The 22,950-nt window shown below is 68.6% G+C and carries 17 protein-coding genes and 1 tRNA gene; 5 read left to right on the top strand and 13 right to left on the bottom strand.

Going from position 1 to position 22,950, the window contains the following annotated elements; genetic code table 11:
- Positions 1–44 precede the first annotated feature (44 nt).
- The 9 genes from CK625_RS07920 to tolB form a co-directional block, all read right to left on the bottom strand.
- On the bottom strand, positions 45–1,349 hold the full coding sequence (locus CK625_RS07920; protein ID WP_095539773.1) for an ABC transporter substrate-binding protein: 1,305 nt from the start codon (positions 1,347–1,349) through the stop codon (positions 45–47).
- Positions 1,350–1,406: 57 nt separating this feature from the next.
- Positions 1,407–2,438, bottom strand: a complete 1,032-nt coding sequence (locus CK625_RS07915) for an ABC transporter ATP-binding protein (protein WP_095539772.1) — start codon at positions 2,436–2,438, stop codon at positions 1,407–1,409.
- 78 nt (positions 2,439–2,516) lie between these two features.
- Entirely contained in the window at positions 2,517–3,101 is a 585-nt protein-coding gene (locus CK625_RS07910) for an anthranilate synthase component II (protein ID WP_095539771.1), read from the bottom strand.
- A gap of 138 nt (positions 3,102–3,239) precedes the next feature.
- A complete protein-coding gene (locus tag CK625_RS07905) occupies positions 3,240–4,547 on the bottom strand; it encodes a solute carrier family 23 protein (protein WP_095539770.1) in 1,308 nt (435 codons plus the stop codon).
- 121 nt (positions 4,548–4,668) lie between these two features.
- Positions 4,669–4,744 (bottom strand) — tRNA-Lys (locus CK625_RS07900).
- A 92-nt stretch (positions 4,745–4,836) separates the two neighbouring features.
- Complete coding sequence (locus tag CK625_RS07895) at positions 4,837–5,610, bottom strand: tRNA threonylcarbamoyladenosine dehydratase (protein WP_238945579.1); 774 nt, start codon at positions 5,608–5,610, stop codon at positions 4,837–4,839.
- A 139-nt stretch (positions 5,611–5,749) separates the two neighbouring features.
- A complete protein-coding gene (gene ybgF, locus CK625_RS07890) occupies positions 5,750–6,550 on the bottom strand; it encodes a tol-pal system protein YbgF (RefSeq protein ID WP_095539768.1) in 801 nt (266 codons plus the stop codon).
- 7 nt (positions 6,551–6,557) lie between these two features.
- Complete coding sequence (pal, locus tag CK625_RS07885; RefSeq protein WP_095539767.1) at positions 6,558–7,103, bottom strand: peptidoglycan-associated lipoprotein Pal; 546 nt, start codon at positions 7,101–7,103, stop codon at positions 6,558–6,560.
- A gap of 108 nt (positions 7,104–7,211) precedes the next feature.
- A complete protein-coding gene (gene tolB, locus CK625_RS07880) occupies positions 7,212–8,543 on the bottom strand; it encodes a Tol-Pal system beta propeller repeat protein TolB (protein WP_095539858.1) in 1,332 nt (443 codons plus the stop codon).
- Between the two features lie 289 nt (positions 8,544–8,832).
- Between tolB and msbA the strand changes: the two genes are divergently transcribed.
- Positions 8,833–10,671, top strand: a complete 1,839-nt coding sequence (gene msbA, locus CK625_RS07875; protein ID WP_095539766.1) for a lipid A export permease/ATP-binding protein MsbA — start codon at positions 8,833–8,835, stop codon at positions 10,669–10,671.
- A gap of 180 nt (positions 10,672–10,851) precedes the next feature.
- On the opposite strand, the gene CK625_RS07870 is transcribed toward msbA, so the two are convergent.
- The 3 genes from CK625_RS07870 to CK625_RS07860 all read right to left on the bottom strand — a co-directional run bounded on the left by CK625_RS07870 (position 10,852) and on the right by CK625_RS07860 (position 14,610).
- The gene (locus CK625_RS07870) at positions 10,852–11,550 is read right to left on the bottom strand and encodes a hypothetical protein (protein ID WP_095539765.1); all 699 of its coding nucleotides are present in this window, start codon (positions 11,548–11,550) and stop codon (positions 10,852–10,854) included.
- 97 nt (positions 11,551–11,647) lie between these two features.
- Positions 11,648–13,789, bottom strand: coding sequence for a bifunctional chorismate-binding protein/class IV aminotransferase (locus CK625_RS07865; RefSeq protein WP_095539764.1), 2,142 nt, complete (start codon positions 13,787–13,789; stop codon positions 11,648–11,650).
- Positions 13,786–14,610: an arylesterase gene (locus CK625_RS07860; RefSeq protein ID WP_238945571.1), complete on the bottom strand. Its 825-nt coding sequence runs from the start codon at positions 14,608–14,610 to the stop codon at positions 13,786–13,788. The genes CK625_RS07865 and CK625_RS07860 overlap by 4 nt, the downstream gene beginning before the upstream one ends.
- Before the next feature lie 87 nt (positions 14,611–14,697).
- Between CK625_RS07860 and CK625_RS07855 the strand changes: the two genes are divergently transcribed.
- The 4 genes from CK625_RS07855 to CK625_RS07840 all read left to right on the top strand — a co-directional run bounded on the left by CK625_RS07855 (position 14,698) and on the right by CK625_RS07840 (position 19,149).
- Positions 14,698–15,369, top strand: a complete 672-nt coding sequence (locus CK625_RS07855; protein WP_238945578.1) for an ABC transporter ATP-binding protein — start codon at positions 14,698–14,700, stop codon at positions 15,367–15,369.
- 111 nt (positions 15,370–15,480) lie between these two features.
- The gene (locus tag CK625_RS07850) at positions 15,481–17,031 is read left to right on the top strand and encodes a fumarate hydratase (RefSeq protein ID WP_095539762.1); all 1,551 of its coding nucleotides are present in this window, start codon (positions 15,481–15,483) and stop codon (positions 17,029–17,031) included.
- Positions 17,032–17,057: 26 nt separating this feature from the next.
- The gene (locus tag CK625_RS07845; RefSeq protein WP_095539856.1) at positions 17,058–18,416 is read left to right on the top strand and encodes an FAD-dependent oxidoreductase; all 1,359 of its coding nucleotides are present in this window, start codon (positions 17,058–17,060) and stop codon (positions 18,414–18,416) included.
- 97 nt (positions 18,417–18,513) lie between these two features.
- Positions 18,514–19,149: a response regulator transcription factor gene (locus tag CK625_RS07840; RefSeq protein WP_095539761.1), complete on the top strand. Its 636-nt coding sequence runs from the start codon at positions 18,514–18,516 to the stop codon at positions 19,147–19,149.
- Between the two features lie 181 nt (positions 19,150–19,330).
- Here CK625_RS07840 and CK625_RS07835 read toward each other — a convergent pair whose 3' ends face one another.
- Positions 19,331–22,888 carry a hybrid sensor histidine kinase/response regulator gene (locus CK625_RS07835; RefSeq protein ID WP_095539760.1) on the bottom strand — a complete coding sequence of 1,186 codons (3,558 nt, stop codon included), beginning with the start codon at positions 22,886–22,888 and terminating at the stop codon, positions 19,331–19,333.
- Between the last annotated feature and the right edge of the window lie 62 nt (positions 22,889–22,950).

Below are 22,950 nucleotides of genomic sequence, written 5' to 3'. Positions count from 1 at the left end.
TGGGGTGTGGCGTGCGCGGAAAGGGCGCGCGCCTGTGCTGGTGGTTACTGGTAGCCGCGCAGCAGGCGGGTGGCTTCGCGCTGGGCGTCCTTCATGGCCTGCTCGGGCGTCTTGGTGCCTGTCAGGGCTGCCTGCAGGCCGTCGTTGAGGGCCTTGGTCACGCGCTGGTTGTCGTGTGTGGAGAACTCGGCCACGGCGTGCGGCAGTTGGTCGCGCGCGACCAGGGCGGGCGGGAAGTCGGCCGTGTATTGCTTGAGCTGTGGCGTGTCGTAGGCGGCGGCGCTGGTGGCCACATAGCCGGTGTCGATGCTCCACTGTGCGGCGCGCTCGGGCTGGGTCATCCAGTGGATGAACTCGAAGGCGGCCTTTTGCTGCTCGGGCGTGGACTTTTTGAACAGATAGAAATTGCCGCCGCCTGTGGGCGAGCCCTTGCGCGCATTGCCTGGGATCATGGCCACGCCAAATTCGAACGGGGCGTTGTTGCGGATGTTGGTCAGGTTGCCAGTGGTGGTGTAGATGATGGCGGCCTTCTTCTCGAAGAAGTCCTTGGGCGTGGTGCCCCATTCGATCACGCCCTGCGGGTGCACGCCGCTCTTGCCCAGATCGACCCAGTATTGCAGCGCCTCGATCACCTTGGGATCGTCAAAGCGCACCTGGTTGCCCGTGTCGTTGGCCAGGATTACGCCGTTGGTGGTCGAGAGGGTTTGGAACAGCCAGTACGGAAAGCCGCTGGAGGGGATTTGCACGCCGTATTGGGTGACCTTGCCCGAGGCGTCCTTCTTCGTCAGCTTGGCGGCCATGTCCTTGAGCTCGGCCCAGGTGGTGGGCGGCTGCTCAGGGTCCAGCCCGGCCTCCTTGAAGGCCTGCTTGTTCCAGTACATCACCACGGTGGAGCGCTGGAAGGGCACGCCCCAGGTCTTGCCGCCGGTCTGGCTGTTGAGCATGAAGGCCGGATAAAAGCTCTTGAGCCATTGCTGCTCGGCCTCGCTTTTGGCGAAGTCGTCGAAGGGCACGATGGCGTCCTCGTCGATCAGCGTGAACATGTCGGTGGACAGCAGCACCGAGGTCACCGGCGGCGTGCCCGACTTGTGCGCGGTCAGCGCCTTGACGATGGTTTCCTGGTAAGTGCCAGCGTAGATCGGCTTGACCAGAATGCCGGGGTGCTCCTTCATGAAGTCGGCGGCATAGCCGTCGATGATCTTGGTGATGGGCCCGCCCACGGCCACCGGGAAGTAAAACGGCACTTCAACCTGCGCTTGTGCCTGTGCGGCGCCGCCGCCAAGCAGTGCGCCGGCCAGGGCTGCGGCCACGAAGGCCGCACTGCGGCGCAAAAAAGTCTTTCTCAGCATGAATCGATCTCCTTGGTCTTGTGGATGGCAGATGAAAGAGCAGGGCGCGTGCAAGGATTACAGGCGCAGGCCGCGCTCGTCGAACGCGTGTGCATCCTCGGGCGCCCAGGCCAGGCCCACGGCGGCGCCGGGCTGGGCAGGCAGGCGGCCATCGGCGCGCACCAGCAGGCTTTGCTCGCCCACGGCGCAGGCCAGCACCAGGTCGGCCCCGAGGTATTCGGTGTTGGTGATGCTCGCGGCCACGGTGCCAGGCGTGCCGGCCGGGTGGGCCGTGATGGCTTCGGGCCGCACGCCCAAATGGGTGGCCGCGGCAGGCAGCGCAGTGGCCACATCGCTGCCGGCAATGCGGCCCTGTTCCAGCGCCAGCAGGTTCATCGGCGGCGTGCCGATAAAGCGCGCGGCAAAGGTGCTGGCCGGGCGGGCGTACAGCTCGCGCGCGCTGGCCGCTTGCTCGATGCGACCGCCGTTGAGCAGCACCACCTGGTCGGCCATGCTCATGGCTTCGGCTTGGTCGTGCGTAACGTAGATCACCGTCAGCCCCAACTGGCGTTGCAGTTCGCGCAGCTCGCGGCGCATGTCCTGGCGCAGCTGCGCATCCAGATTCGAGAGCGGCTCGTCCATCAGGCACACCTTGGCCTGCGCCACCAGCGCCCGGCCCAGGGCCACGCGCTGTTGTTGCCCGCCCGAGAGCTGGCCGGGCCTGCGCCCCAGCAAATGGCCCAGACCCAGCAAGGCCGCAGTCTCCTGCAGGCGGCGTCGGCGCTCGGCGGCGGGCAGCTTGCGCACCTGCAGGCCGAAGGTGATGTTGTCGGCCACCGTCAGGTGCGGGAACAGCGCGTAGTTCTGGAACACCATGGCGATGCCGCGCTGCGAGGGCGGCAAATGGGTCACGTCGCGCCCGTCGATGTACACGCTGCCGCTGCTGGCCGTCTCCAGCCCGGCGATGATGCGCAGCGTGGTCGATTTGCCGCAGCCCGAGGGGCCGAGGAAGACGCAGAAGCTGCCCGAGTCGATCTGCAGGTTGATGTCCGAGAGCGCATGCGTTGCGCCCCAGTGCTTGTTGATGTTGTTGAGCGCGATGGATGCCACGGGGCGAAATGTAAAAAGGATTCTTGACAAAAAGATGACGCAGGCCGCGCGCTTCGCGGGCTGGGGGCGGGCCTGGGCTCAGGCGGGCTGCCAGGGCCTTTCGAGGAAGTTGCGCAGCATGGCGTGGCCGTGTTCGGTGAGGATGGACTCGGGGTGGAACTGCACCCCTTCGATGGACAGCGTGCGGTGGCGCACGCCCATGATTTCGCCGTCCTCGGCCCAGGCGGAGATCTCCAGCACTTCGGGCAGGCTGCTGCGCTCGATGGCCAGCGAGTGGTAGCGGTTGACGGTGAATTGCCGCGGCAGGTCTGCGAACACGCCGCGCTCGTCGGTGGTGATGACGCTGGTCTTGCCGTGCATGAGCTGCTGCGCACGCACGATCTGGCCGCCAAAGGCTGCGCCAATGCTCTGGTGGCCCAGGCACACGCCCAGGATCGGCAGCTGGCCCGCGAAATGCTCGATGGCCGCCACGGAAATGCCCGCTTGCGCGGGCGATGATGGGCCGGGCGAGATCACCAGCCGCTGCGGCGCCCAGGCCTCGATGCCGGCCAGCTCGATCTCATCGTTGCGAAACACCCCCACCTCGGCGCCGAGCTCCCCAAAGTACTGCACGATGTTGTAGGTGAAGCTGTCGTAGTTGTCGATCATCAAAACCCGGGTCATGGGCAGGGGCCTTTGCAAGAGGGTGGCGGTGGCATGAGGCAACACGGCGTGCTGCGGCGCCGATTGTGCCGCAGGCCGCGTGCGCCATGGCCGCAGGCGATGACCGGGGTGTCACGGCGGCGGCCAGGCGCTGGTGGCTTATTGCGCGCCGCCCTGGCGCGGGTCGGGCTCGGCACGGTTGAGCAGGGCGTACAGCACGATGGCGCCGAAGGTGGCGGTGCCGATGCCGGCCATGGCGAAGCTGCCAAAGTGCAGCGTGAAGTCGCCCGTGCCCAGGATCAGCGTGATGGCCGCCACCAGCAGGTTTTTGTTCTGGGAGAAGTCCACGCGGTTGTCGACCCAGATCTTCGCCCCGGCGATGGCGATCAGGCCGAACACCACGATGGAGACGCCGCCCATGACCGGCACCGGGATGGCGCGGATGACTTCGCCGAACTTGGGCGAGAAGCCCAGCAGGATGGCCGCTGCGGCGGCCACGAGGAAGATGGCCGTGGAGTAGATGCGCGTGGCGGCCATGACGCCGATGTTTTCGGCATAGGTGGTCACGCCGGTGCCACCCACGCTGGCGCTGACCATGGTGGCCACGCCATCGCCGATGAAGGCCCGGCCCATGTACTGGTCGATGTTGCGCCCGGTCATGGCGGTGACGGCCTTGATGTGGCCCAGGTTCTCGGCCACCAGGATGATGGCCACCGGCGCGATCAACAGCATGGCCTTGCTGTCGAAGACCGGGGCGGTCAGGCTGGGCAGGCCGAACCAGGCGGCATTGGCGATGCCGCTGAAATCCACCGGCTTGCCCAGGTCCAGGCCGTTGGTCAGGGCGATGTAGCACAGGCTGGCGATGACCAGCCCGACCAGGATCAGCAGGCGCTGCAGCATGCCGCGCGTGAACACGGCCACCAGGGCCACGCAGACGAAGGTCAGGGCCTGCATCCAACTCTCGAAATTGTTGCTGGCCATGTTCTTGATCGGGATGGCCGCCAGGTTCAGGCCGATGACGGCCACGATGGCGCCGGTGACGACCGGCGGCATCAGGCGCTCGATCCAGCCCGTGCCGATGGCGTGCACGACCACGCCGATGAGGGTGTAGAGCAGGCCGCAGACGACGATGCCGCCCAGCGCCAGGCCGATGTTGGCGTTGGCGCCACTGCCCGGATAGCCGGTGGCGGCCACGACCACGGCGATGAAGGCAAAGCTCGAGCCCAGGTAGCTGGGCACTTTGCCGCCGGTGATGAGAAAGAAGATCAGCGTACCGATGCCGCTCATGAGCACGGCGATGTTGGGGTCGAAGCCCATGAGGATCGGCGCCAGAATGGTCGAGCCGAACATGGCGATGACGTGTTGCAGGCCCATGATGCCGGTCTGCGGCCAGGGTAGGCGCTCATCCGGGGCGATGACGCCGCCGTTGTCCAGCGCTTTGGGGGACTTTTCGATCCAGTGAAACATGCAGGCCTCTTTTTTTTGGGGGGCTGGCTGTCGGTGGCCGCTGGCTTTTGGCGCAGTTGCAGGACAAGCGGCCAAACAAAAAGGGTTACAGCCCGATTGTGCTGTAACCCTCTGGAATTTTTGGTGGGTCGTGCAGGATTCGAACCTGCGACCAACGGATTAAAAGTCCGCTGCTCTACCAGCTGAGCTAACGACCCGCCTCACAGCATGCCAGATACACAGCGGCGTTTGAGTGCCTTGGGTATCTTCTTCAGCATCTGAAGAAGCATGCGATGCGAAAGCCGCGATTCTAGCATGAGTTTTTTGACGGTTTGGCTTGTTGCGTGCAATTTTTATTTTTTTCTGTCTGCGCCAGGGCATTCATGACCCAGCCAGCGGCCACGGCGCCGAAGGTGGCGGTGACGGCCATGGAGGAGCCGTAGCCGGCGCAGTTGAGCGAGCCTTCTTGCTGCAGGCCGCAGCTGGCATCGGCGCGGCGCACGGGCTCGCGGCTGAAAACGCAAGGCACCTGCATGCGCTGGCCGGCGGCGGCAAATCCGTGGCGCTTGCGCAGCTGCTGGCGCAGGCGCGCCAGCAGCGGGTCGTGCGTCAGCCGGCCCAGGTCATCGACCTCCACCTGCTGGGCCTGCACGCGCCCGCCCGCCGCGCCCACGACGATGAAGGGCAGCTGGCGCTGGCGCATGTGGCAGGCCACGGCGGCCTTGGCGCCGATCTGGTCGCAGGCGTCGATGGCCGCATCCAGGTCGGCCGCGCCCAGCAGCAGGTGGGCGTTGTCGGCGCTGAGGAAGTCCTCGATGCCGTGCACCTGGCAGGCCGGGTTGATCTGCGCGATGCGCGCCTGCATGGCCAGCACCTTGGGCTGGCCGATGGTGTCGCTCAGGGCGTGCACCTGGCGGTTGATGTTGGACTCGGCCACGTTGTCCAGGTCGATCAGCGTGAGCTGGCCCACGCCGCTGCGCGCCAGGGTCTCGGCGGCCCAGGAGCCCACGCCGCCAATGCCCACGATGGCGACGTGGGCGCCGGCCAGGCGCGCAGCGCCGTCCAGCCCATACAGGCGCTGCATGCCGCCAAAGCGGCGCGCCAGGTCGGGCTGGGCGCTGGCGGGGTTGGAGGTCTTGGAAGAGGGCAAAGGCACAGGCGGGCGGGGCGGGAAAAAACAACGCGCGGCAGGGCCGCGCGCGCGAGGGCTCTGAAGCCGGCTCTTAACGCAGGCGCGCCAGGCGCTCCTTGGCATCGCTGGCAGCGTTGGAGTCCGGGTAGGTGGCCACCAGGTTCTGCAGCGTCTTGCGTGCGGCGGCGACGTTCTTGAGCTCGATCTGCGAGTTGGCGATGGCCAGTGCGGCATCGGGCGCGCGCTCATGCTGCGGCGCTTGCCTGAGCATGGCGTTGAAGGTGTCGATGGCGCGCTGGTATTCGCGCGTGGCGTACAGCGAGTTGCCCAGCCAGAACTGGGCCGATGGCAGGTAGCCGCTGCCCGGGTACTGGCCGATGAACTGGCTGAAGGCATCGCGTGCGTTGGCGTACTGGCCCTTGCGCAGCAAGTCCAGCGCGGCCTCGAAGGCCTGTTGCTCGGCCGGCTGGGCCTGGAAGCTGCCGCCGTCGATCTGCACCGGGCGCGGCTCGAACTGCTTGAGCCGCGCCTGGGCCTGCTGCAGGCTTTGCCCCAGCTCTTCGTTCTGGCCGCGCAAGGATGCGATTTCATTGCGCAGCGTGCTGATCTGGCCCTGCAGCTCCAGCAGGCTGGAGCGCAGCTGCTGGATCTCCGAGCTGGTGTTCTGGTCCACCAGCTGCAGTTGCTCGACCCGGCTGCGCAAATCCAGGATGGCCCGCCGGGCGTCGCCGTCCTCGAACAGGGCGTGGGCGGCGCCAGGCAGCAGCAGCGCCGCTGCGCCAGCCAGGCCGGCCGCGCGCGCTGCGGCGGCGCTCCAGCGCCGCGCGCGCGCCGGGGCGCTGGCGCGTTGGCCAGCGCTCGGGAATGGGAGCACGGGTCGTCCTTGGGTCATGGCAGGCTCACTTGTTGTAGCGAATCTCTACGCGGCGGTTCTCGGCGTGGGCTTCCTCGCTGTGGCCCATGGCCTTGGGCTTTTCCTTGCCGTAGCTGACGGCCTCGACGCGGGCCGTGGGCACGCCCAGCACGCCCAGAGTCTGCAGCACGGCCTCGGCGCGGCGCTGGCCCAGCGCCAGGTTGTATTCGCGGCCGCCGCGCTCGTCGGTGTGGCCTTCCAGGGCCACGCTCATGCCGCCCTGGGCGCGCAGGAAGTCGGCATGGGCCTGCAGCGTCGATTGGTATTCGGGCTTGACGGTGTAGCTGTCGAAGTCGAAGTAGATGACGTGCGAGACATTGACCGGGCCTTCGCCGGGCACCGAGGAGACAGGGATGTCCAGCCCCTCGATGCGGCTTTGGCTGCCTTGGTTGGGGTCGTACTGGCCGCTGGTGGTGGGCACGCCCGTGCCGGCATTGGCCTGGTCATCCAGCTTGGTCTTGGAACTGCAGCCTGTCAGGGCGATGGCCGCTGCCAGTGCGCCATAGGAAAGGGTTTTTTTGATTGTCAGCATGGTTTCACTCCTCAAGAAAGCGCGTGTGCGCCGAAAGTTTGCATCGTTCAGGGGCGCCGGCAGGCGGTGGCCAGGCGTGTGTGGTTGTTTTCAGCGTTGGGCGCAATGTCAGCGCAGCAGAGGCCCCCAGGCCGGCTCGCGGATTTCGCCGCCCTTGGCGGCCAGGCGCACCTTGACGCTGCCGTCGACCGTGCAGGTCATCAGCGCGCTGGCGCCGCCCTGGCGGGTGGCGTACAGCAGCAGCTCGCTGTTGGGGGAGAAGCTGGGGCTTTCGTCGGCGTTGGTGTCGGTGACGGCTTGCACGCCGCCGCCGGCCAGGTCCATGACGTGCAGGCGGTAGCCGCCGCCGGTGCGCGAGATGAAGGCCAGGTACTTGCCATCGGGGCTGATCGAGGGCGAGATGTTGTAGCTGCCGCTGAAGGTCACGCGCTGGGCTGCACCGCCGCGGCTGCCCACGCGGTAGATCTGGGGCGAGCCGCCGCGGTCGCTGACGAAGTAAATGAACTGCCCGTCAGAGGAGAAATCCGGTTCGGTATCGATGCCGGCGCTTTGCATGATGCGGCTGGGCTCGCCGCCGCTGGCGCTGATGGTGTAGAGCTGCGAGCCGCCATCGCGCGTGAGCGTCACGGCCAGCCGGCTGCCATCGGGCGACCAGGTGGGGGCGCTGTTGGAGCCGCGGAAGTTGGCCAGCAGGCGCCGGCGGCCGCTGGCCACGTCGTGCGTGTAAACGACCGGCTTGCGCGACTCGAACGACACATAGGCCAGCTGCCGACCGTCGGGCGACCAGGCTGGCGAGATGATGGGCTCGGGGCTGGTCAGGGCCGCCTGGGCGTTTTCGCCGTCGGAGTCGGCCACCCACAGCGAGTAGCGCCCGGCTTTGGTGACGTAGGCAATGCGGGTCGAGAAAATGCCGGGCTTGCCGGTGATCTTCTCGTAGATGAAGTCGGCGATGCGGTGCGCTGCCAGGCGCAGGTCGGCAGGGGGCACAACGTAGCTTTGCCCGCCCAGGTCTTCGCCGCGCACCACGTCCCAGAGGCGAAAGCGCACATCGAAGCGGCCATCGGCCTGACGGTTGACGCTGCCGGCGCTGAGCCAGCCAGCGGCGCGCTCGCGCCAGGCGTTCATGTCAGGGCGAGAGAGCTCGTCCAGCGCTTGGCCGGAGGCATCAATGCTGCGGAAAAAACCGCTGCGCTCCAGATCCGCGCGCACGATTTCGGCCACGCGTTGCGGCGCCTGCGCTTCGCCTCGGAAGCTGGCGATGGCAATGGGGTATTGGCGGTTGCGACCGCTGATGTCTACCCGCGGGCCTTGCTGGGCCAGCAATTGCGGGGCGGCGCTGGCGGCCAGCAGGGCGGCCAGCGCCTGGCGGCGCGATGCGCCTGTGCCCACCACGGGCTGCAACCGGCGGCCTGCTGGCCCTGGCAAATCAAACTTCCTCATGCTGTTTTCCGTTTTGACACTGACGCTGCGGGGGCTGGCCAAATCCTGACTGTGGCTTCGGGGGCAATGCTGGCGTGGATGGCTACGCCAGCGCGCTGTTGGCCTCCGTGCACAGCATCCCTGGGCAGCCCCTGCTGAGAGTAAAAGCAGGCCGATTGTGCCGTAAAGCCACAGAGCACGCGCCTTTCCCGAATGGGCGCGCGCGGATTTTGCTCAGCCAGCGTGGTGGGCCTGGCCCGTGACAGGGTGCGCGCGGCTGCCGCTGCGCGGCCCGTAAAATCGCCGCCCTATGCGTTCCTCCCCCTCTGCGGCCCCGCCGCCTGCCGCTTCGGACTTGCCCACTGCCGCCGCCGATGTGGCCTTGCCGCCGCTGTGGCAGCGGCTCAAGCGCCTGACCCCGTACTTTGCCAAACACCGCTGGGCCTGGGCCCTGGCGGTGCTGGCCTCGGCCATTGCCGCGATCACCGAGCCGCTGATGGCGCAGGAGATGGGGCGGATTTTGGATAAGGGTTTTACAGAAAGTAGCCTTGCGCTGTGGTGGATTCCGCTCGTCATGGTGGGCATCTTCCTGATGCGCGGCATGGCCCAGTTCATCGGCCAGTATTCGCTGGCGCGCATCACCAACAACGGCATGTTTCGCATCCGCACGCTGCTGTTCGAGTGCATCATGCGCGCCGACATGGGGCTGTACCGCGACCACTCGGCCAGCAAGCTGGCCAACACCATCGTCTATGAGACCCAGCTGGGCGCGCAGCAGCTGGTGCAGGCGCTGCTGGGGGTGTCGCGCGATGGCTTCACGCTGCTGGCGCTGGTGGGCTTTTTGCTCTACCGCAACTGGCAGCTGACCTGCATCGTGTTCGTCATGGTGCCAGCCATCGCCTGGGTCATGAAGCAGCTCTCGCGCCGGCTCTACAAAGTCACCAAGCTCAGCCAGCAGGCCACCGATGAGCTGGCCTATGTGGTGGAGGAAAACGCCCTGGCGCACCGCATGGTGCGCCTGCACGGCGCGCAGCAGCAGCAAAACCAGCGCTTTGCCGGCCTGAGCCGCAGGCTCGAAGGCCTGGCCGTGAAAAGCACCATCGCCTCTGCGGCCATGACGCCGACCACGCAAATCCTGGCGGCCATTTCGCTGTCCATCGTCATTTGCATTGCCCTGTGGCAAAACCGCAGCGGCCAGGTCAACTGGACGGTGGGTGACTTCACCGCCTTTGCCACGGCCATGCTGTTGCTGGTGGCGCCCATGCGCCGTCTGACCGATGTGGCCAATCCCCTCACGCGCGGCGTGGCGGCGCTCGAGCGTGGCTTGAGCCTGCTCGATCAGGCCCAGCAGGAGCTCAGCGGCCAGCACCGCGCTGAGCGTGCCCGTGGCGAGCTGGTGTTGCAGGACGTGGGCGTGCAGTTCCCTGCCCAGGCGCAGCCGGCGCTCGATGGCGTGAGCCTGCACATCCCGGCCGGGCAGGTCGTGGCCCTGGTCGGTCCTTCGGGGGCGGGCAAGACGACGCTGGTCAATCTGCTGCCGCGCTTTATCGAACCCACGGCCGGTCGCATCCTGCTCGACGGCCACGCCCTGCCCGATTGGCATCTGGAAGACCTGCGGCGCCAGTTTGCCGTCGTCAGCCAGGACGTGGTCATGCTGCACGTCAGTCTGGCCGAGAACGTGGCCCTGGGCAGCCAGCCTGATCCGGCGCGCGTGCAGGCCTGCCTGGAAGCGGCCAATCTGGGCGAGTTCGTCGCCAGCCTGCCGCAGGGCATCGACACCATCGTGGGCCACAACGCCTCGCAGCTCTCGGGCGGCCAGCGCCAGCGCCTGGCCATTGCCCGGGCGCTTTACAAAGATGCGCCGGTGCTGATTCTCGATGAGGCCACCTCGGCGCTGGATACCCAGTCCGAGCGCCTGGTGCAGCAGGCTCTGCAGCGGCTGATGCAGGGGCGCACGACGCTGGTCATCGCGCACCGCTTGGCCACCATCGAGCACGCCGACCGCATCGTCGTCATGGAGCAGGGCCGCATCGTCGAGCAAGGCAGCCACAGTCAGCTGCTGGCTGCCGGGGGGCTGTATGCGCGCCTGCATGCGCAGCCCGGGCAGCAGGGCGATGACGCCGCCGGGCCGGTAACGGGCGCGGCCTGATTGCCGGACGGCTGTTCAAAGCCGCTGCACTGCGCAATCTGGGCGGCGCGTTGCAGCGCGCGGACCACAAGTGGCGCTATGGCCGCGCGGTATGCACAAAAAGGGGTGGCCTGCCTTGCAGTCCACCCCAAACAGTTTGTGCCCATAGGGCTGAGATTGTGAACAGCACTCCAGCGCCTTTTACAGCGCGTTCAGCCAGGCCTTGTCGTCCTCGGTCATGCCGTTGCGGTCGGTGATGTTCCAGAGGATTTGCTGCACGCGGATCATTTGCGCCGCATCCAGCGGGGTGCGGCGGTTGTTCACTGCCTGGCACACGCGCAGCAGTTCTGCGCCCTGAGTGACGCTGTCCGGGCTGTAGGGGATGCCTGGCGGCGGGGCGTAGCGGTACAGGTTCAGGCAGTAGGTGCCCAGCAGCACGGTCTGGGTGCTGCGCGGCGCCAGTGTGACGACGCGGGTTTGCAGGTTCAGGCCGTCCTGGTAGCTTTGCTGGCTGGAGAGAAAGACGAAGCAGGAGGGAATAGTCACCTGCCGGGTTTCGTGGCTGTCGTTGGCGAAGGTGATGGACAGCGGCACCAGCGTGTGCGTGCTCAGGTCGTTGTAGTCGCGCTCGCTGGAGATGGGCTGGCCGCGCAGCGTTACGCCTTCGGGCAATTGCAGGCTGCCGCCGGGCTGCTGTGGGACAGTGCTGGGTGGATTGGGGCGGGGCGCAGGCAGCATAGGGCCAGTCATGGGCGGCTTGATGATGACCGGCGGCGGACCGGAGTGGCCCGGCCCAGGCTGCTGGGGCGGGCTGGGCTCATCATTGCCGCCGCCGCAGGCGCTGAACAAGACACTGGCAGCGGCCAGGCAGGCGAGCAGGGAAAGGCGGGGCTGGTGCATGCGGATCTCCTCCCGGGAATGTGTGGACGGGCAGCGCCATGCGCGCTGGCGCAATGAGTGTATCAACATGCAATTGATTTGTGAGTGCCCCGGCTCTTCAGCCCGAGGTCTGTTGCGCGGGCGCTGCGCCCTGCGGCGGCAGCACCTGGGCCTGCAGGATGCCGCGCAGCGCATTGCACACCATCACCCGCTTGGCCGCCAGCAGCTCCTGGCGGTGGATGCTGCGCTCCTGGCAATGCCATTCGGGGCTGTTGAGCAGCAGCTGGCGTTGGATGCCGGGCAGCAGGCCATCGCTGACGGGCGGCGTCAGCCAGGGCGCATCAGGGGCGTCGTCCAGCTGCACGAAGACGTTGCTGCGCGCGCCCTCGGTCAGCAGGCCTTGTTCGTTGAAGAACAGGCAGTCGAACGCGCCCTGGGCCATGGCCTGGCGCAGCGCAGCGTCGTAATCCTGGCGCAGCGTGGTCTTGTGCTGGCGCAGCCAGGTCGGCACGCGGCTGTGCTGGGGGCTGAGCAGCAAGCCCACGGGCTGGGCCAGCTGGGCCTCGGGCCCGGCCAGCACGGTGTGCTCGATGTCCAGCTGCCCGCCCTGGTGCAGCGTCAGGCGCAGCCGCCAGGGGCCGGGCGCGGCGCCGGGGCGCTGCTGCGCGATGTAGGCCTGCAGCCGCGCCTGCCAGCCTGGCGCATCGCTGGCAAAGCCCAGGGCCTGGGCGCTGCGCTGCAGGCGCGCGCAGTGCAGCGCCCAGTGCTGGGGCAGGCTGGCGCGGGCGGGCAGCAGCATGGTCTCGAACAGGGCCAGGCCGGCCATGTCCTGCACGGCAAAGCCGGCCTTGAGCTGGCACTCCTGCCATTCCTGTTCGGCCTGGCTGTCCCAGACGATGCCCGCGCCCACGTGCAGCCGCGCATGGTGGCTGGGCAGGGCCGGGCCTGTGCCGGCAGGGCCGTGCAGTAGCAAGGTGCGGATGGGAATGGACAGGCAGAAGTCCAGCGCCGGCGCATCGCTCTGGCTCTGTTCTGCGCCTGTGCCTTCGCCTGCGTTGGCGTTGGCGTTGGCGTTGGCGTTGGCGTTGGCGTTGGCGTTGGCGTCGGGCGCGGCCTGGGCCGGGCGCTCGACCCAGCCCAGCGCGCCGGTGTACAGGCCGCGCGGCGTGGGCGGGCTGGTGCGTTCCAGCTCGTCGATGTACTGCATGGCCTTGCGCTTGGGCGCGCCGGTGATGGAGCCGCAGGGAAAGCTGGCGCGCAGCACCTGCGCCAGGCCCACGCCGCGGCGCAGCCGGGCGCTGACGGTGCTGGTCATGCCCAGCACGCGGCCGTTGCGCTGCACCTCGAACAGCGCCGGCACCTGCACGCTGCCGGTCTGGGCGATGCGGCCCAGGTCGTTGCGCAGCAGGTCCACGATCATGATGTTCTCGGCGCGGCTCTTGGCGTCCTGGCTCAGCCGCTGGGCAGCGGCCTGCAGCTGCGCAGGATCATCGCCCGCCGGGGCGGCGGCCGTGCCCTTCATGGGCTGGGCCTGGATGTGGCCGCCCTGGCAGCGCAGGAACAGCTCGGGCGAGAGCGACAGCACCCATTGCCCAGGCGCCTGGGCGTCATCGGCGTCATTGACGTCATTGACGTCATTGGCGTTGCCAGGGCCATCGGCGGGCAGATGCAGCAAGGCGCCGTAGCGCGAGGGCTGGCGCGCGCGCAGCCGCTGGTACAAGGCCAGCGGCTGGCCCCAGCTGCGCCCGTGCAGCGCAAAGGTGAAGTTGATCTGGTAGGTGTCGCCGCGGGCAATGGCCTGGTGGATGCGGGCGATGCGCTGCGCGAAGGCCTGGGCGTCCAGGCTGGCGTGCCAGGCCAGCAGGCCGGCGTCGGGCTCGCCGGGAGTGCCGGGCGCCTGGGCGCTGACCTGGTCAGTGCGCTGGGCGTGGCTGCGGCATTGGGCCGCCAGCCAGGCATCGACCTGCTGCCTGTCCAGCCGCTGCATGTGGCCAAACAGCTCGGCGCGCAGGCTGGGCGCTGGCGCGCCCTCGGGCGGGGTGTGCGGCAGGCCCTGCAGCTGCAGGCCCCATTCGTAGTCGGCCAGCACGATGGCGTGCAGGTCCGCGGCCAGGGCCTGGTGCAGCTGCTGCTCCCAGGCATCGAGCGTGGCGGCATCGGTGCAGATCAGGCGGCTGTGCCAGTGTTGGTAGAGGCGGCTGCTGGGCTGGCCGGGGTGGGCCTGGCAATCGTCCAGCAGCGCAAAGGCGGCGGGGCTCATTGCGGCGGCAGCAGGCTTTGCAGCGCGGGCCAGATGGTTTGCAGGATCAGCGGCTGCGCGGCGGCGTTGGGGTGGATGCGGTCGGCCTGGAAGTATTTTTCCAGGTCGGCCGGCTCGGCAATGGCCTGCAGCATGAAGGGCACCAGCGGCACGGCATGGGCCTTGCCCAGCTCGCCGAACATCGTCTCCAGCTCCTGGCTGTAGCGCGCGCCGTAGTTGGGCGGCACCTGAATGCCCACCAGCAGCGCGCGCGCCTGGGCCTGGCGCGCGGCATCGAGCATGGCCGTCAGGTTCTCGCGCGTGCTCTGCAGCGGCAGGCCGCGCAGCGCATCGTTGCCGCCCAGGGCGATGAGCAGGTACTGCGGCGCATGCGCCTGCAGCAGCGCCGCCAGCCGCGCGCGGCCGCCGGCAGTGGTTTCGCCGCTGATGCTGGCGTTGATGACCTCGATGGGCGGCTGGCGCTGCGCCAGCCGGGCGCTGAGCAGCTGCACCCAGCCCTGGCCGCGCGCCAGGCCGTACTCGGCGCTGATGGAATCGCCCACGACCAGCAGCCGTATTGGCTGCGGCGCGGCGCTGGCGGCCGGCCCCTCCTGTGCGGTCAGCGGGCCGGGCAGCAGCGCCAGCGCCGCCAGCAGCGCCAGCAGCCTGCGCCCCCGCGCTGGGGCCGGCGCCCCCGGCTTGGCGCTACAGTCATGCCGCTGCGCGCTGCCAGGCCAGGGCAGAGGCCAAAACCATGCGCCCGCGCAGCGCAACCACGCGCCCAGCCCTTGGGCGGCGCGGCCCCGCCCCGCCATGGCCCAGCGCCCCAACCGATTCAGCATTTCCCTATGCATTGCCTCATGAACTCCGAAGAAACCAGCGCCGCAGCGCCCCCCGCAGTGGCGGCAGGGCCGGCGGCGACCGTGCCGATGATTATGGTGGAACATCTGGACAAGACCGTGCAGGACTCCAGCGGCACGCTGCACATCCTGCAAGGCATCGGGCTGCGCATCCCGGCGCGCAAGAGCGTGGCCATTGTGGGCGCGTCCGGCTCGGGCAAGAGCACGCTGCTGTCGATCCTGGCCGGGCTGGACACGCCCAGCCGCGGCAGCGTCTGGCTCGATGGGCAGGACATTTTTGCCCTGGATGAGGATGCCCGCGCCGCGCTGCGCGCGCGCAAGACCGGCTTTGTGTTCCAGAACTTTCAGCTGCTGGGCAGCCTCACCGCGCTGGAGAACGTCATGCTGCCGCTGGAGCTGGCCGGGCAGCGCGGCGCGCGCCAGTTGGCGGCGCAGATGCTCGAGCGCGTCGGCCTGGGCCAGCGCCTGGGGCATTACCCCAAGGTGCTCTCCGGCGGCGAGCAGCAGCGCGTGGCGCTGGCGCGCGCCTTCGTCGTGCAGCCGCAGGTGCTGTTTGCCGATGAGCCCACGGGCAGCCTGGACTTCGCCACCGGCCAGGCGGTGATGGAGCTGATGCTGCAACTCAATCAGGAGCGCGGCACGACCCTGGTCATGGTCACGCACGACCGGGAGCTGGCCGCGCGCTGCGACATGCGCGTGCGCATCGAGGCCGGGCGATTGGCCGAAGTGCAAGGCGCTTGAGGCTGGGCCGAGGGCGGCAGCAGGGGGCGGGGCGCAGCGGCGATAATTGCCGCCCCGATTCCAACAACAGAAGGGCCGCGCCTGCGGCACCTTCACCATCATCCCCACGCCATGACCACCATCACCCAAGACGAGCTGATCGAGTCGATCAGCGCCGCGCTGCAATACATCAGCTACTACCACCCGGCCGACTACATCCAGCACCTGGCGCGCGCCTACGAGCGCGAGCAATCGCCCGCCGCCAAGGATGCGATGGCGCAAATCCTCACCAACAGCAAGATGGCCGCCTTTGGCCACCGGCCCATCTGCCAGGACACGGGCATCGTCAACGTCTTTCTGAAAGTGGGCATGGACGTGCGCTGGGCAGGCTTTACCGGCAGCCTGGAAGACGCCATCAACGAAGGCGTGCGCCGCGGCTACAACCACCCGGACAACACGCTGCGCGCCTCCGTCGTGGCCGACCCGCACTTCGCGCGCAAGAACACGCGCGACAACACGCCGGCCGTCATCGTCACCGAGATCGTGCCCGGCAACACAGTGGATGTCACGGTGGCGGCCAAGGGCGGCGGCAGCGAGAACAAGAGCAAGATGGTCATGCTCAACCCCAGCGACTCGCTGGTGGACTGGGTGCTCAAAACCGTGCCCACCATGGGCGCGGGCTGGTGCCCGCCGGGCATGCTGGGCATCGGCATTGGCGGCACGGCCGAAAAAGCCGTGCTGCTGGCCAAGCAAAGCCTGATGGAAGACCTGAACATGTACGAGCTGCAGGCCAAGGCCGCGCGTGGCGAGAAGCTCACCCAGGTCGAGGAGCTGCGCCTGGAGCTGTACGAAAAAGTCAACGCCCTGGGCATTGGCGCGCAGGGCCTGGGCGGGCTGACCACCGTGCTGGACGTGAAGATCGCCATGTACCCCACGCATGCGGCCAGCAAGCCCGTGGCCATGATCCCCAACTGCGCCGCCACGCGCCATGCGCACTTCGTGCTCGACGGCTCTGGCCCCGTGCATCTGGAGCCGCCCTCCATCGACCTGTGGCCCAAGCTGGACTGGCAGCCCAACACCGAGCAAAGCCAGCGCGTGGACCTCAACACCCTCACCAAAGAACAAGTCGCTAGCTGGAAGCCCGGCCAAACCCTGCTGCTCAGCGGCAAGATGCTCACCGGCCGCGACGCCGCGCACAAGCGCATCCAGGACATGCTGGCCAAGGGCGAGCCGCTGCCGGTGGACTTCACCAACCGCGTCATCTACTACGTCGGCCCGGTCGATCCCGTGGGCGATGAGGCCGTCGGCCCCGCCGGCCCCACCACGGCCACGCGCATGGACAAGTTCACCGAGATGATGCTGGCGCAAACCGGCCTGATCGCCATGATCGGCAAGGCCGAGCGCGGCCCGGCCGCCATCGAGGCCATCAAAAAGCACCAAAGCGCCTACCTCATGGCCGTGGGCGGCGCGGCCTACCTGGTCAGCAAGGCCATCAAGACCGCCAAGGTCGTGGGCTTCGAGGACCTGGGCATGGAAGCCATCTACGAATTCGACGTGGTGGACATGCCCGTGACCGTGGCCGTGGACGCCGGCGGCACCAGCGCCCACATCACCGGCCCGGCCGAATGGCAAAAACGCATCGCCAGCGGCGAGTTCAAGGGCCTGGCCGTCACGGCGGGCTGATGGCCCATTTCATGAAAGACCCACACATGCAACACACCCAACACCTGGTCATCGGCTTTGGCAAGGGCGGCAAGACCCTGGCGGGCAAGCTGGCCGCGCGCGGCGAGTCGGTCGTGCTGGTCGAGCGCAGCGCCGCCATGTATGGCGGCACCTGCATCAACGTGGCCTGTATCCCCACCAAGACGCTGATCCACGGCGCCGAGCTGGGCCACCCCTACGCCCAGGCGCTGGCCACCAAGCAGGAGCTGGTGGGCGCGCTGCGCGCCAAGAACCAGGAGGCGCTCACGCGCCACCCCAGCTTGACGCTGCTGACCGGCCAGGCCCGTTTCATCGACCCGCATACCGTGGCGGTGCAGCTGGCCGATGGCGGCCAGACCCAGGTGCGCGCCGAGCGCATCTACATCAACACTGGCACTGTGCCGGCGCTGCCGCCCATCGAAGGGCTGGCGCAGTCGCAGCGCTGCTACACCAGCACCACGCTGATGGAGCTGCCCGAGCGCCCGGCCAGCCTGGCCATCGTCGGAGGTGGCTTCATTGGCGTCGAATTTGCCAGCATGCTGGCGCAGTTCGGCAGCCAGGTCACGCTGCTGGAGGGGGCCGAAACCTTTTTGCCGCGCGAGGACGAGGACGTGGCCGCCGCCCTGCGCACCCAGCTCGAACAGCGCGGCGTGCGCATCCTCACCGGCGCGCGCGTGCTGCGCGTGCAGGATGAGCAGGCTGGCGGGGATGGTGGCGTGCGCCTGCATTACCGGCAGGGCCAGGACGGGGCCGAGCAATCGCTGCAGGCCCAGGCCGTGCTGCTGGCCACGGGCCGCGCCTCGACCGCTGCGGATCTGGATTTGCCCGCCGCCGGCATCGCCACCGACGAGCGCGGCTTCATCCAGGTCAACGAGCAATTGCAGGCCAGCCACCCGCACATCTGGGCGCTGGGCGATATCAACGGCGGCCCGCAGTTCACCTTCATCTCGCTGGATGACCAGCGCATCGTGCTCGGCCAGCTCGACGGCGGCAGCTACCACTCGCGCGCGCAGCGCAAGCAATGGGCCACGTGTGTTTTCACCTCGCCGCCGCTGGCGCACATCGGCTTGCGCGAGCGCGAGGCCCGCCAGCAGGGCTTGAAGTTCCAGCTCGTCAAGCTGCCCGCTGCGGCCGTGCCCAAGGCCCGCATCCTGGGGCAGACCGAGGGCTTTCTCAAAGCCCTGGTCGAAGAAGGCAGCGGCCGCGTGCTGGGCTGCACCTTGCTGTGCCCCGAGGCGCACGAAGTCATCAACATCGTGCAAATGGCCGTCAATGCCGGGCTGCCCTACACCGCGCTGCGCGACGCCATCTACACCCATCCGTCGATGACCGAAGCGCTCAACGACCTGTTCGGCGCCGTGTCGTGAGCATCGCGCGCCGGGCCCTGCGCAGGGAAAGCCCCCAGGCCGCTGCAGTGCCAAGCGCTCTATCATGATCGGCACCATGCACGCCCCTTGACTGCCCATGCCCACGCTGCTGATCGCCGACGACCACCCGCTGTTTCGTGACGCCCTGCGCACCACGGTGCTGCGCATCTGGCCGCAGGCGCGCATCCATGAGGCGGAATCGGCCGAGCAGCTTTATGCCTTAACCCAGGCGCACGGCGATGCGGATCTGCTGCTATTGGACTTGCGCATGCCCGGCCAGCAGGGCTTTGAGGCGCTGCGCCAGCTGCGCCTGCGCCATCCGCAGCTGCCGGTGGTGGTGGTTTCGGCCGATGAAGACGCGCAAACCATGCGCTGCGCCATGGAGCAGGGCGCGCTGGGCTATCTGCCCAAATCCACCGATGCGGCCACGCTGGCGCAGGCGCTGCAAGGCATTTTGGATGGCGAGCCCTGGTTCCCGCCTGATGCGCTGCAAGCTGCCGCGCCCGGCGCGGCGCAGCCCGGCCCGAGCGCGCTGGCCGGGCTGACGCCGCAGCAAACCAAGGTCTTGCAAATGGCCGCCGCTGGCCGCTTGAACAAGCAGATTGCGCATGAGTTGGGCACGTCGGAGGCCACCGTCAAAGCCCATATGTCGGCGATTCTGCGCAAGCTCGGCGCCAGCAACCGCACCGAGGCCGTGACTTTGGCGCAGCGCTGGGGCCTGAGCGAGCGCTGAGCCAGAGGCCAGGGCTTTCAGAGCCTGTTCAAAATCTCGGCGCGAGTGGGCAAGAAGCGGTTTGGGGTGGGCTGCAAGGCGCAAAACGCAGCCATAGCTGGGGCTATGGCGAGGCTTTGCAACGCAGCAGAGCGCCCAAATCCGCTCTCTTGACCGCCGTGCAAAGATTTTGAACAGGCTCTTAGCCAGCCGTGCGGCGCTGCGCCAGCAAGAAGGCGCGCAGCGCGGCCGGCTTGATGGGCTTGTTCAACACCACCACGCCATGGGCTGCGGCCCGGGCCTTGAGCTGGTCACTGCCATCGGCCGTGACCAGCGCCCCCGGTGTGCCGGGCCTGGCCTGGTGCAGCGCCTGCAGCGCAGCCAGGCCATCAAGGCGTTCGTGCAGGTGGTAGTCCACCAACAGACAGTCCAGCACCGTGCCTGCGGCAATGTCCAGGGCCTGCTGCAGATTGAGCGCCGTGTGCACGGCAATGCCCCAGCGGCCCAGCAGGGCCTGCATGCCTTGCAGGATGTCCGGGCTGTTGTCCAGGCACAGCACCTGCATGCCCTGCAAGGGGTTGAAGGGCGTGGCAAGGGCAGGCCTGGCGCTGCGCTGGGCTGCGCTCGTGTTGCCCAGGCCGCGTTGGGCCGCAACGTCGCCGACCAGCGGCACGGTGATGGCGAACATGCTGCCGCGCCCCAGGGTCGAGCGCGCTTGCAGCGGGTGCTGCAGCAGCCGGGCGATGCGCTGGCAGATTGACAGGCCCAGACCCAGGCCGCGCCCGTCCCAGTCGAAGACCTGCTGGTAGCGGTGAAACTCATCGTAGATGCGCGCCAGATGCGCTGGCGGGATGCCGGGGCCGGTGTCCCACACCTGCAGCAGCAGCGCGCTGCCGCGCGGGCGGGCCGTCATCAGCACGCCGCCATGTTGGGTGTAGCGCAGCGCGTTGGCGGCAAAGTTCTGCAGCACGCGGCGCAGCAGCCGCGCGTCGCTGCGCACCCAAAGCGGTGCGCCGTGGCGGGCGCTGATGCGCAGCCGCCATTGAAGCTGCCGCTTGGCCGCCAGCGGGGCGTATTGCTGCTGCAGCGCGCCCAGCAGGGCGTGCAGGTCGATGGCCTGGATGTCCGGCTGCAGCGCGCCCGCATCCAGGCGCGAGATGTCCAGCACGCCATCGAGCAGGTCTTCGGCAGCGCCCAGCGCAGCGTCGATCTGCCCGGCCAGTTGCCGCATCTGGGCCGGATGCGCCTCCTCGCGCAGCGCGGAGGCGAACAGCCTTGTGGCGTGGATGGGCTGCAGCACGTCGTGGCTGATGGCCGTCAGGTAGCGCGAGCGCGATTCGTGCGCTGCGGCCAGCTCGCGGCTGCGCTGGGCCACGCGCTGCTCCAGGGTTTCGTTGACGTCGCGCAGCTTGCGCTCGGCGTGCTTGAAGGCGCTGATGTCGCTGTAGCTGGTGACGTAGCCGCCGTTGGGCAGTGGGTGGCCGCGCATTTCGATGAAGCGCCCGTCGCGCAGCTCGCGCACCAGGGTGTAGGCGCGCCCCTGGCGCATCAGGGCGATGCGCTTTTGCACCTGCTCCTCGATGGGCAGATGCTGCGCCGGCTCGCGCGCCAGGCCCAGGGGGTCGTGGCGCAGGTTGTGGGCGATCAAATCGGCCACGCTGCGCCCGACATACAGCATCCCGGCCGGGTAGTTGAACAGCTGCTGGTAGCGCCGGTTCCAGGCCACCAGGCGCATTTCGGCATCGACCACGCTCACGCCAGGGTCGATGTGCTCCAGCGTGGCCAGCAGGATGTCGCGATTGAAGCGCAGCTCCTGGCCGGCCTCGTCCAGCACCGAGACGATGGCTGCCAGCTCCATGCCCGAGCCCTGCAGCGCGCGCGTGAGCAGCAGCCGCGCCGAGGCTGCGCCCACGGCACCGGCCAGCAGCAGCTCGGTCAGGCGCAGCCAGCGGGCATCGGCGCGCAGCTCGGGGCTGAGCGTCAGCGCATGGCGGCGCGCGTGCTCGGCAAAGGCGCGCTCGGCGGTGCGCTGGCCCACGATGCGGCTGGCCACGGTCTGCAGATCGCGCACGCGCAGCCGGCTGGCCTGCAGCGGCGCGCCGGGCTGATCGGCGGCCGGCTGTGCCTGGCCTGCGCCAGGGCGCGGCGCGTGCTGCGGCGCCAAAAAGGGCTGGGCCTGCATCTGCTCGGTCAGGCTGGGGCGCCAGCGCAGCGACACCAGCACCAGCGTGGCGGCATTGGCCAGCAGCGACCAGAAGGTGCCGTGGGTGATGGCGTCCCAGTCGGCGCTGCCCAGCACCAGGCCGACGCTGCTGCCCAGCAGCTGGTGGGGGCGCAGCCATTGCTGGCCCCAGGGGCCGTGCTCGATCCAGGCCGTATCCAGCCAGCCGCTCTCGGCCAGGCTGGGCAGCAGCAGCGTATAGCCCCACAGCGCAAAGCCGGCCAGCAGCCCGGCCTCGACACCGCGGCGGCTGGCGCCCGGCCAGTACAGCCCGGCCACCAGCGCCGGGGCAAACTGGGCCACGGCGGCAAAGGCCATCAGGCCCAGGCTGGCCAGCGGCATGCGCCCGTCCATGCCGCGCGAGTAGCCATAGGCCAGCAGCGCCAGCAGCACGATGGCGGCGCGGCGCACCCACAGCACCAGGGCGGCGGTGTCCGCGCCTGCGGCCAGGCGCTGCGGCTGGCGGCGCAGCAGCCAGGGCATGACCAGATCGTTGCTGACCATGTTCGACAGCGCCACGCTGACCACGATGACCATGCCGGTGGCGGCCGAAAAGCCGCCGATGTAGGCCACCAGCGCCAGCGCCTCGTGGCCCAGCGACAGCGGCAGGGCCAGCACGAAGCTGTCGGGCGTGACCGCGCCTGCCGCGTGGAACAGGGCCTGCCCGGCTGCGGCAATGGGCAGCACCATCAGGCTGATGAGCAGCAGGTAGCCGCCAAACAGCCAGCGCGCGCGGCGGATGTCGGCGACGTCGCCGCACTCCACCACGGCCACGTGGAACTGGCGCGGCAGGCACAGCATGGCGGCAAAGGCCAGCAGCGTCTGGGCGACAAAGCCGGTGGGCGGGCCGCGCTGGATCAGCTGGGCGATGGCCTGGCCGGCGCTGTGCGGCTGCGCGCCCAGCCAGCGCAGCGCCAACACGCCCACGGCCAGCAGAGCCAGCAGCTTGATGACCGACTCCAGCGCCACGGCCAGCATCAGGCCTGGGCGATGCTCGCTGGCATCGACCTGGCGGGTGCCGAACAAAATGGCAAACAAGGCCATGATGGCCGCCACGTACAGGGCCGGGTCGCCCCAGCGCTGCCCGCGCGCATCCAGCCCGGTGAGCACGCCCAGGCTGGTGACCACGGCCTGGTACTGCAAGGCCAGGTAAGGCACGGCGGCAATCAGCGCAATCAGCGCCACCAGCGCCGCCAGGCGCGGCGCGCGGCCAAAGCGCGAGGCGATGAAATCGGCGATGGAGACGGTGTTGTGCTGACCGGCCACCAGCGCCAGGCGCTCCAGCATGCGCCAGCCCAGCAGGAACAGCAGCATCGGCCCCAGATAAATGGGCAGATAGCCCAGGCCGTGGCGCGCGGCCGTGCCCACGGCGCCATAGAACGTCCATGAGGAGCAGTACACCGCCAGCGCCAGGCTGTAGATCACCGGGCGCACGCCATCGCGCTGCGTCAGGCTGGCATGGCGATCGCCCAGCCAGGCCACGGCAAACAGCATGGCGGCATACAGCAGCGAGACGAGGATGACCCAGATGGCAGGCATGGGCAGGCAGGGGCAGGGGCTGGCGGCGCACAGTGTAGCGGCCAGCCTGACCAGGCATTTTT

It is taken from the genome of Vandammella animalimorsus, from assembly GCF_002285265.1.
Taxonomy (GTDB): domain Bacteria; phylum Pseudomonadota; class Gammaproteobacteria; order Burkholderiales; family Burkholderiaceae_C; genus Lampropedia.
This window is presented reverse-complemented; position numbering and strand designations above follow the sequence as displayed.

Excerpts from the sequence above, each read along its gene's own strand:
- CK625_RS07860 (WP_238945571.1), bottom strand. The coding sequence starts at position 14,610 with ATGCTGAATCGGTTGGGGCGCTGGGCCATGGCGGGGCGGGGCCGCGCC.
- CK625_RS07855 (WP_238945578.1), top strand. The coding sequence starts at position 14,698 with ATGATTATGGTGGAACATCTGGACAAGACCGTGCAGGACTCCAGCGGC.
- pal (WP_095539767.1), bottom strand. The coding sequence starts at position 7,103 with ATGCTGACAATCAAAAAAACCCTTTCCTATGGCGCACTGGCAGCGGCC.
- CK625_RS07850 (WP_095539762.1), top strand. The coding sequence starts at position 15,481 with ATGACCACCATCACCCAAGACGAGCTGATCGAGTCGATCAGCGCCGCG.
- tolB (WP_095539858.1), bottom strand. The coding sequence starts at position 8,543 with ATGAGGAAGTTTGATTTGCCAGGGCCAGCAGGCCGCCGGTTGCAGCCC.
- CK625_RS07920 (WP_095539773.1), bottom strand. The coding sequence starts at position 1,349 with ATGCTGAGAAAGACTTTTTTGCGCCGCAGTGCGGCCTTCGTGGCCGCA.
- CK625_RS07910 (WP_095539771.1), bottom strand. The coding sequence starts at position 3,101 with ATGACCCGGGTTTTGATGATCGACAACTACGACAGCTTCACCTACAAC.
- CK625_RS07895 (WP_238945579.1), bottom strand. The coding sequence starts at position 5,610 with ATGCAGCGCCTGTATGGGCTGGACGGCGCTGCGCGCCTGGCCGGCGCC.
- CK625_RS07835 (WP_095539760.1), bottom strand. The coding sequence starts at position 22,888 with ATGCCTGCCATCTGGGTCATCCTCGTCTCGCTGCTGTATGCCGCCATG.
- CK625_RS07905 (WP_095539770.1), bottom strand. The coding sequence starts at position 4,547 with ATGTTTCACTGGATCGAAAAGTCCCCCAAAGCGCTGGACAACGGCGGC.
- CK625_RS07845 (WP_095539856.1), top strand. The coding sequence starts at position 17,058 with ATGCAACACACCCAACACCTGGTCATCGGCTTTGGCAAGGGCGGCAAG.
- CK625_RS07870 (WP_095539765.1), bottom strand. The coding sequence starts at position 11,550 with ATGCACCAGCCCCGCCTTTCCCTGCTCGCCTGCCTGGCCGCTGCCAGT.
- ybgF (WP_095539768.1), bottom strand. The coding sequence starts at position 6,550 with ATGACCCAAGGACGACCCGTGCTCCCATTCCCGAGCGCTGGCCAACGC.
- CK625_RS07865 (WP_095539764.1), bottom strand. The coding sequence starts at position 13,789 with ATGAGCCCCGCCGCCTTTGCGCTGCTGGACGATTGCCAGGCCCACCCC.
- CK625_RS07840 (WP_095539761.1), top strand. The coding sequence starts at position 18,514 with ATGCCCACGCTGCTGATCGCCGACGACCACCCGCTGTTTCGTGACGCC.
- msbA (WP_095539766.1), top strand. The coding sequence starts at position 8,833 with ATGCGTTCCTCCCCCTCTGCGGCCCCGCCGCCTGCCGCTTCGGACTTG.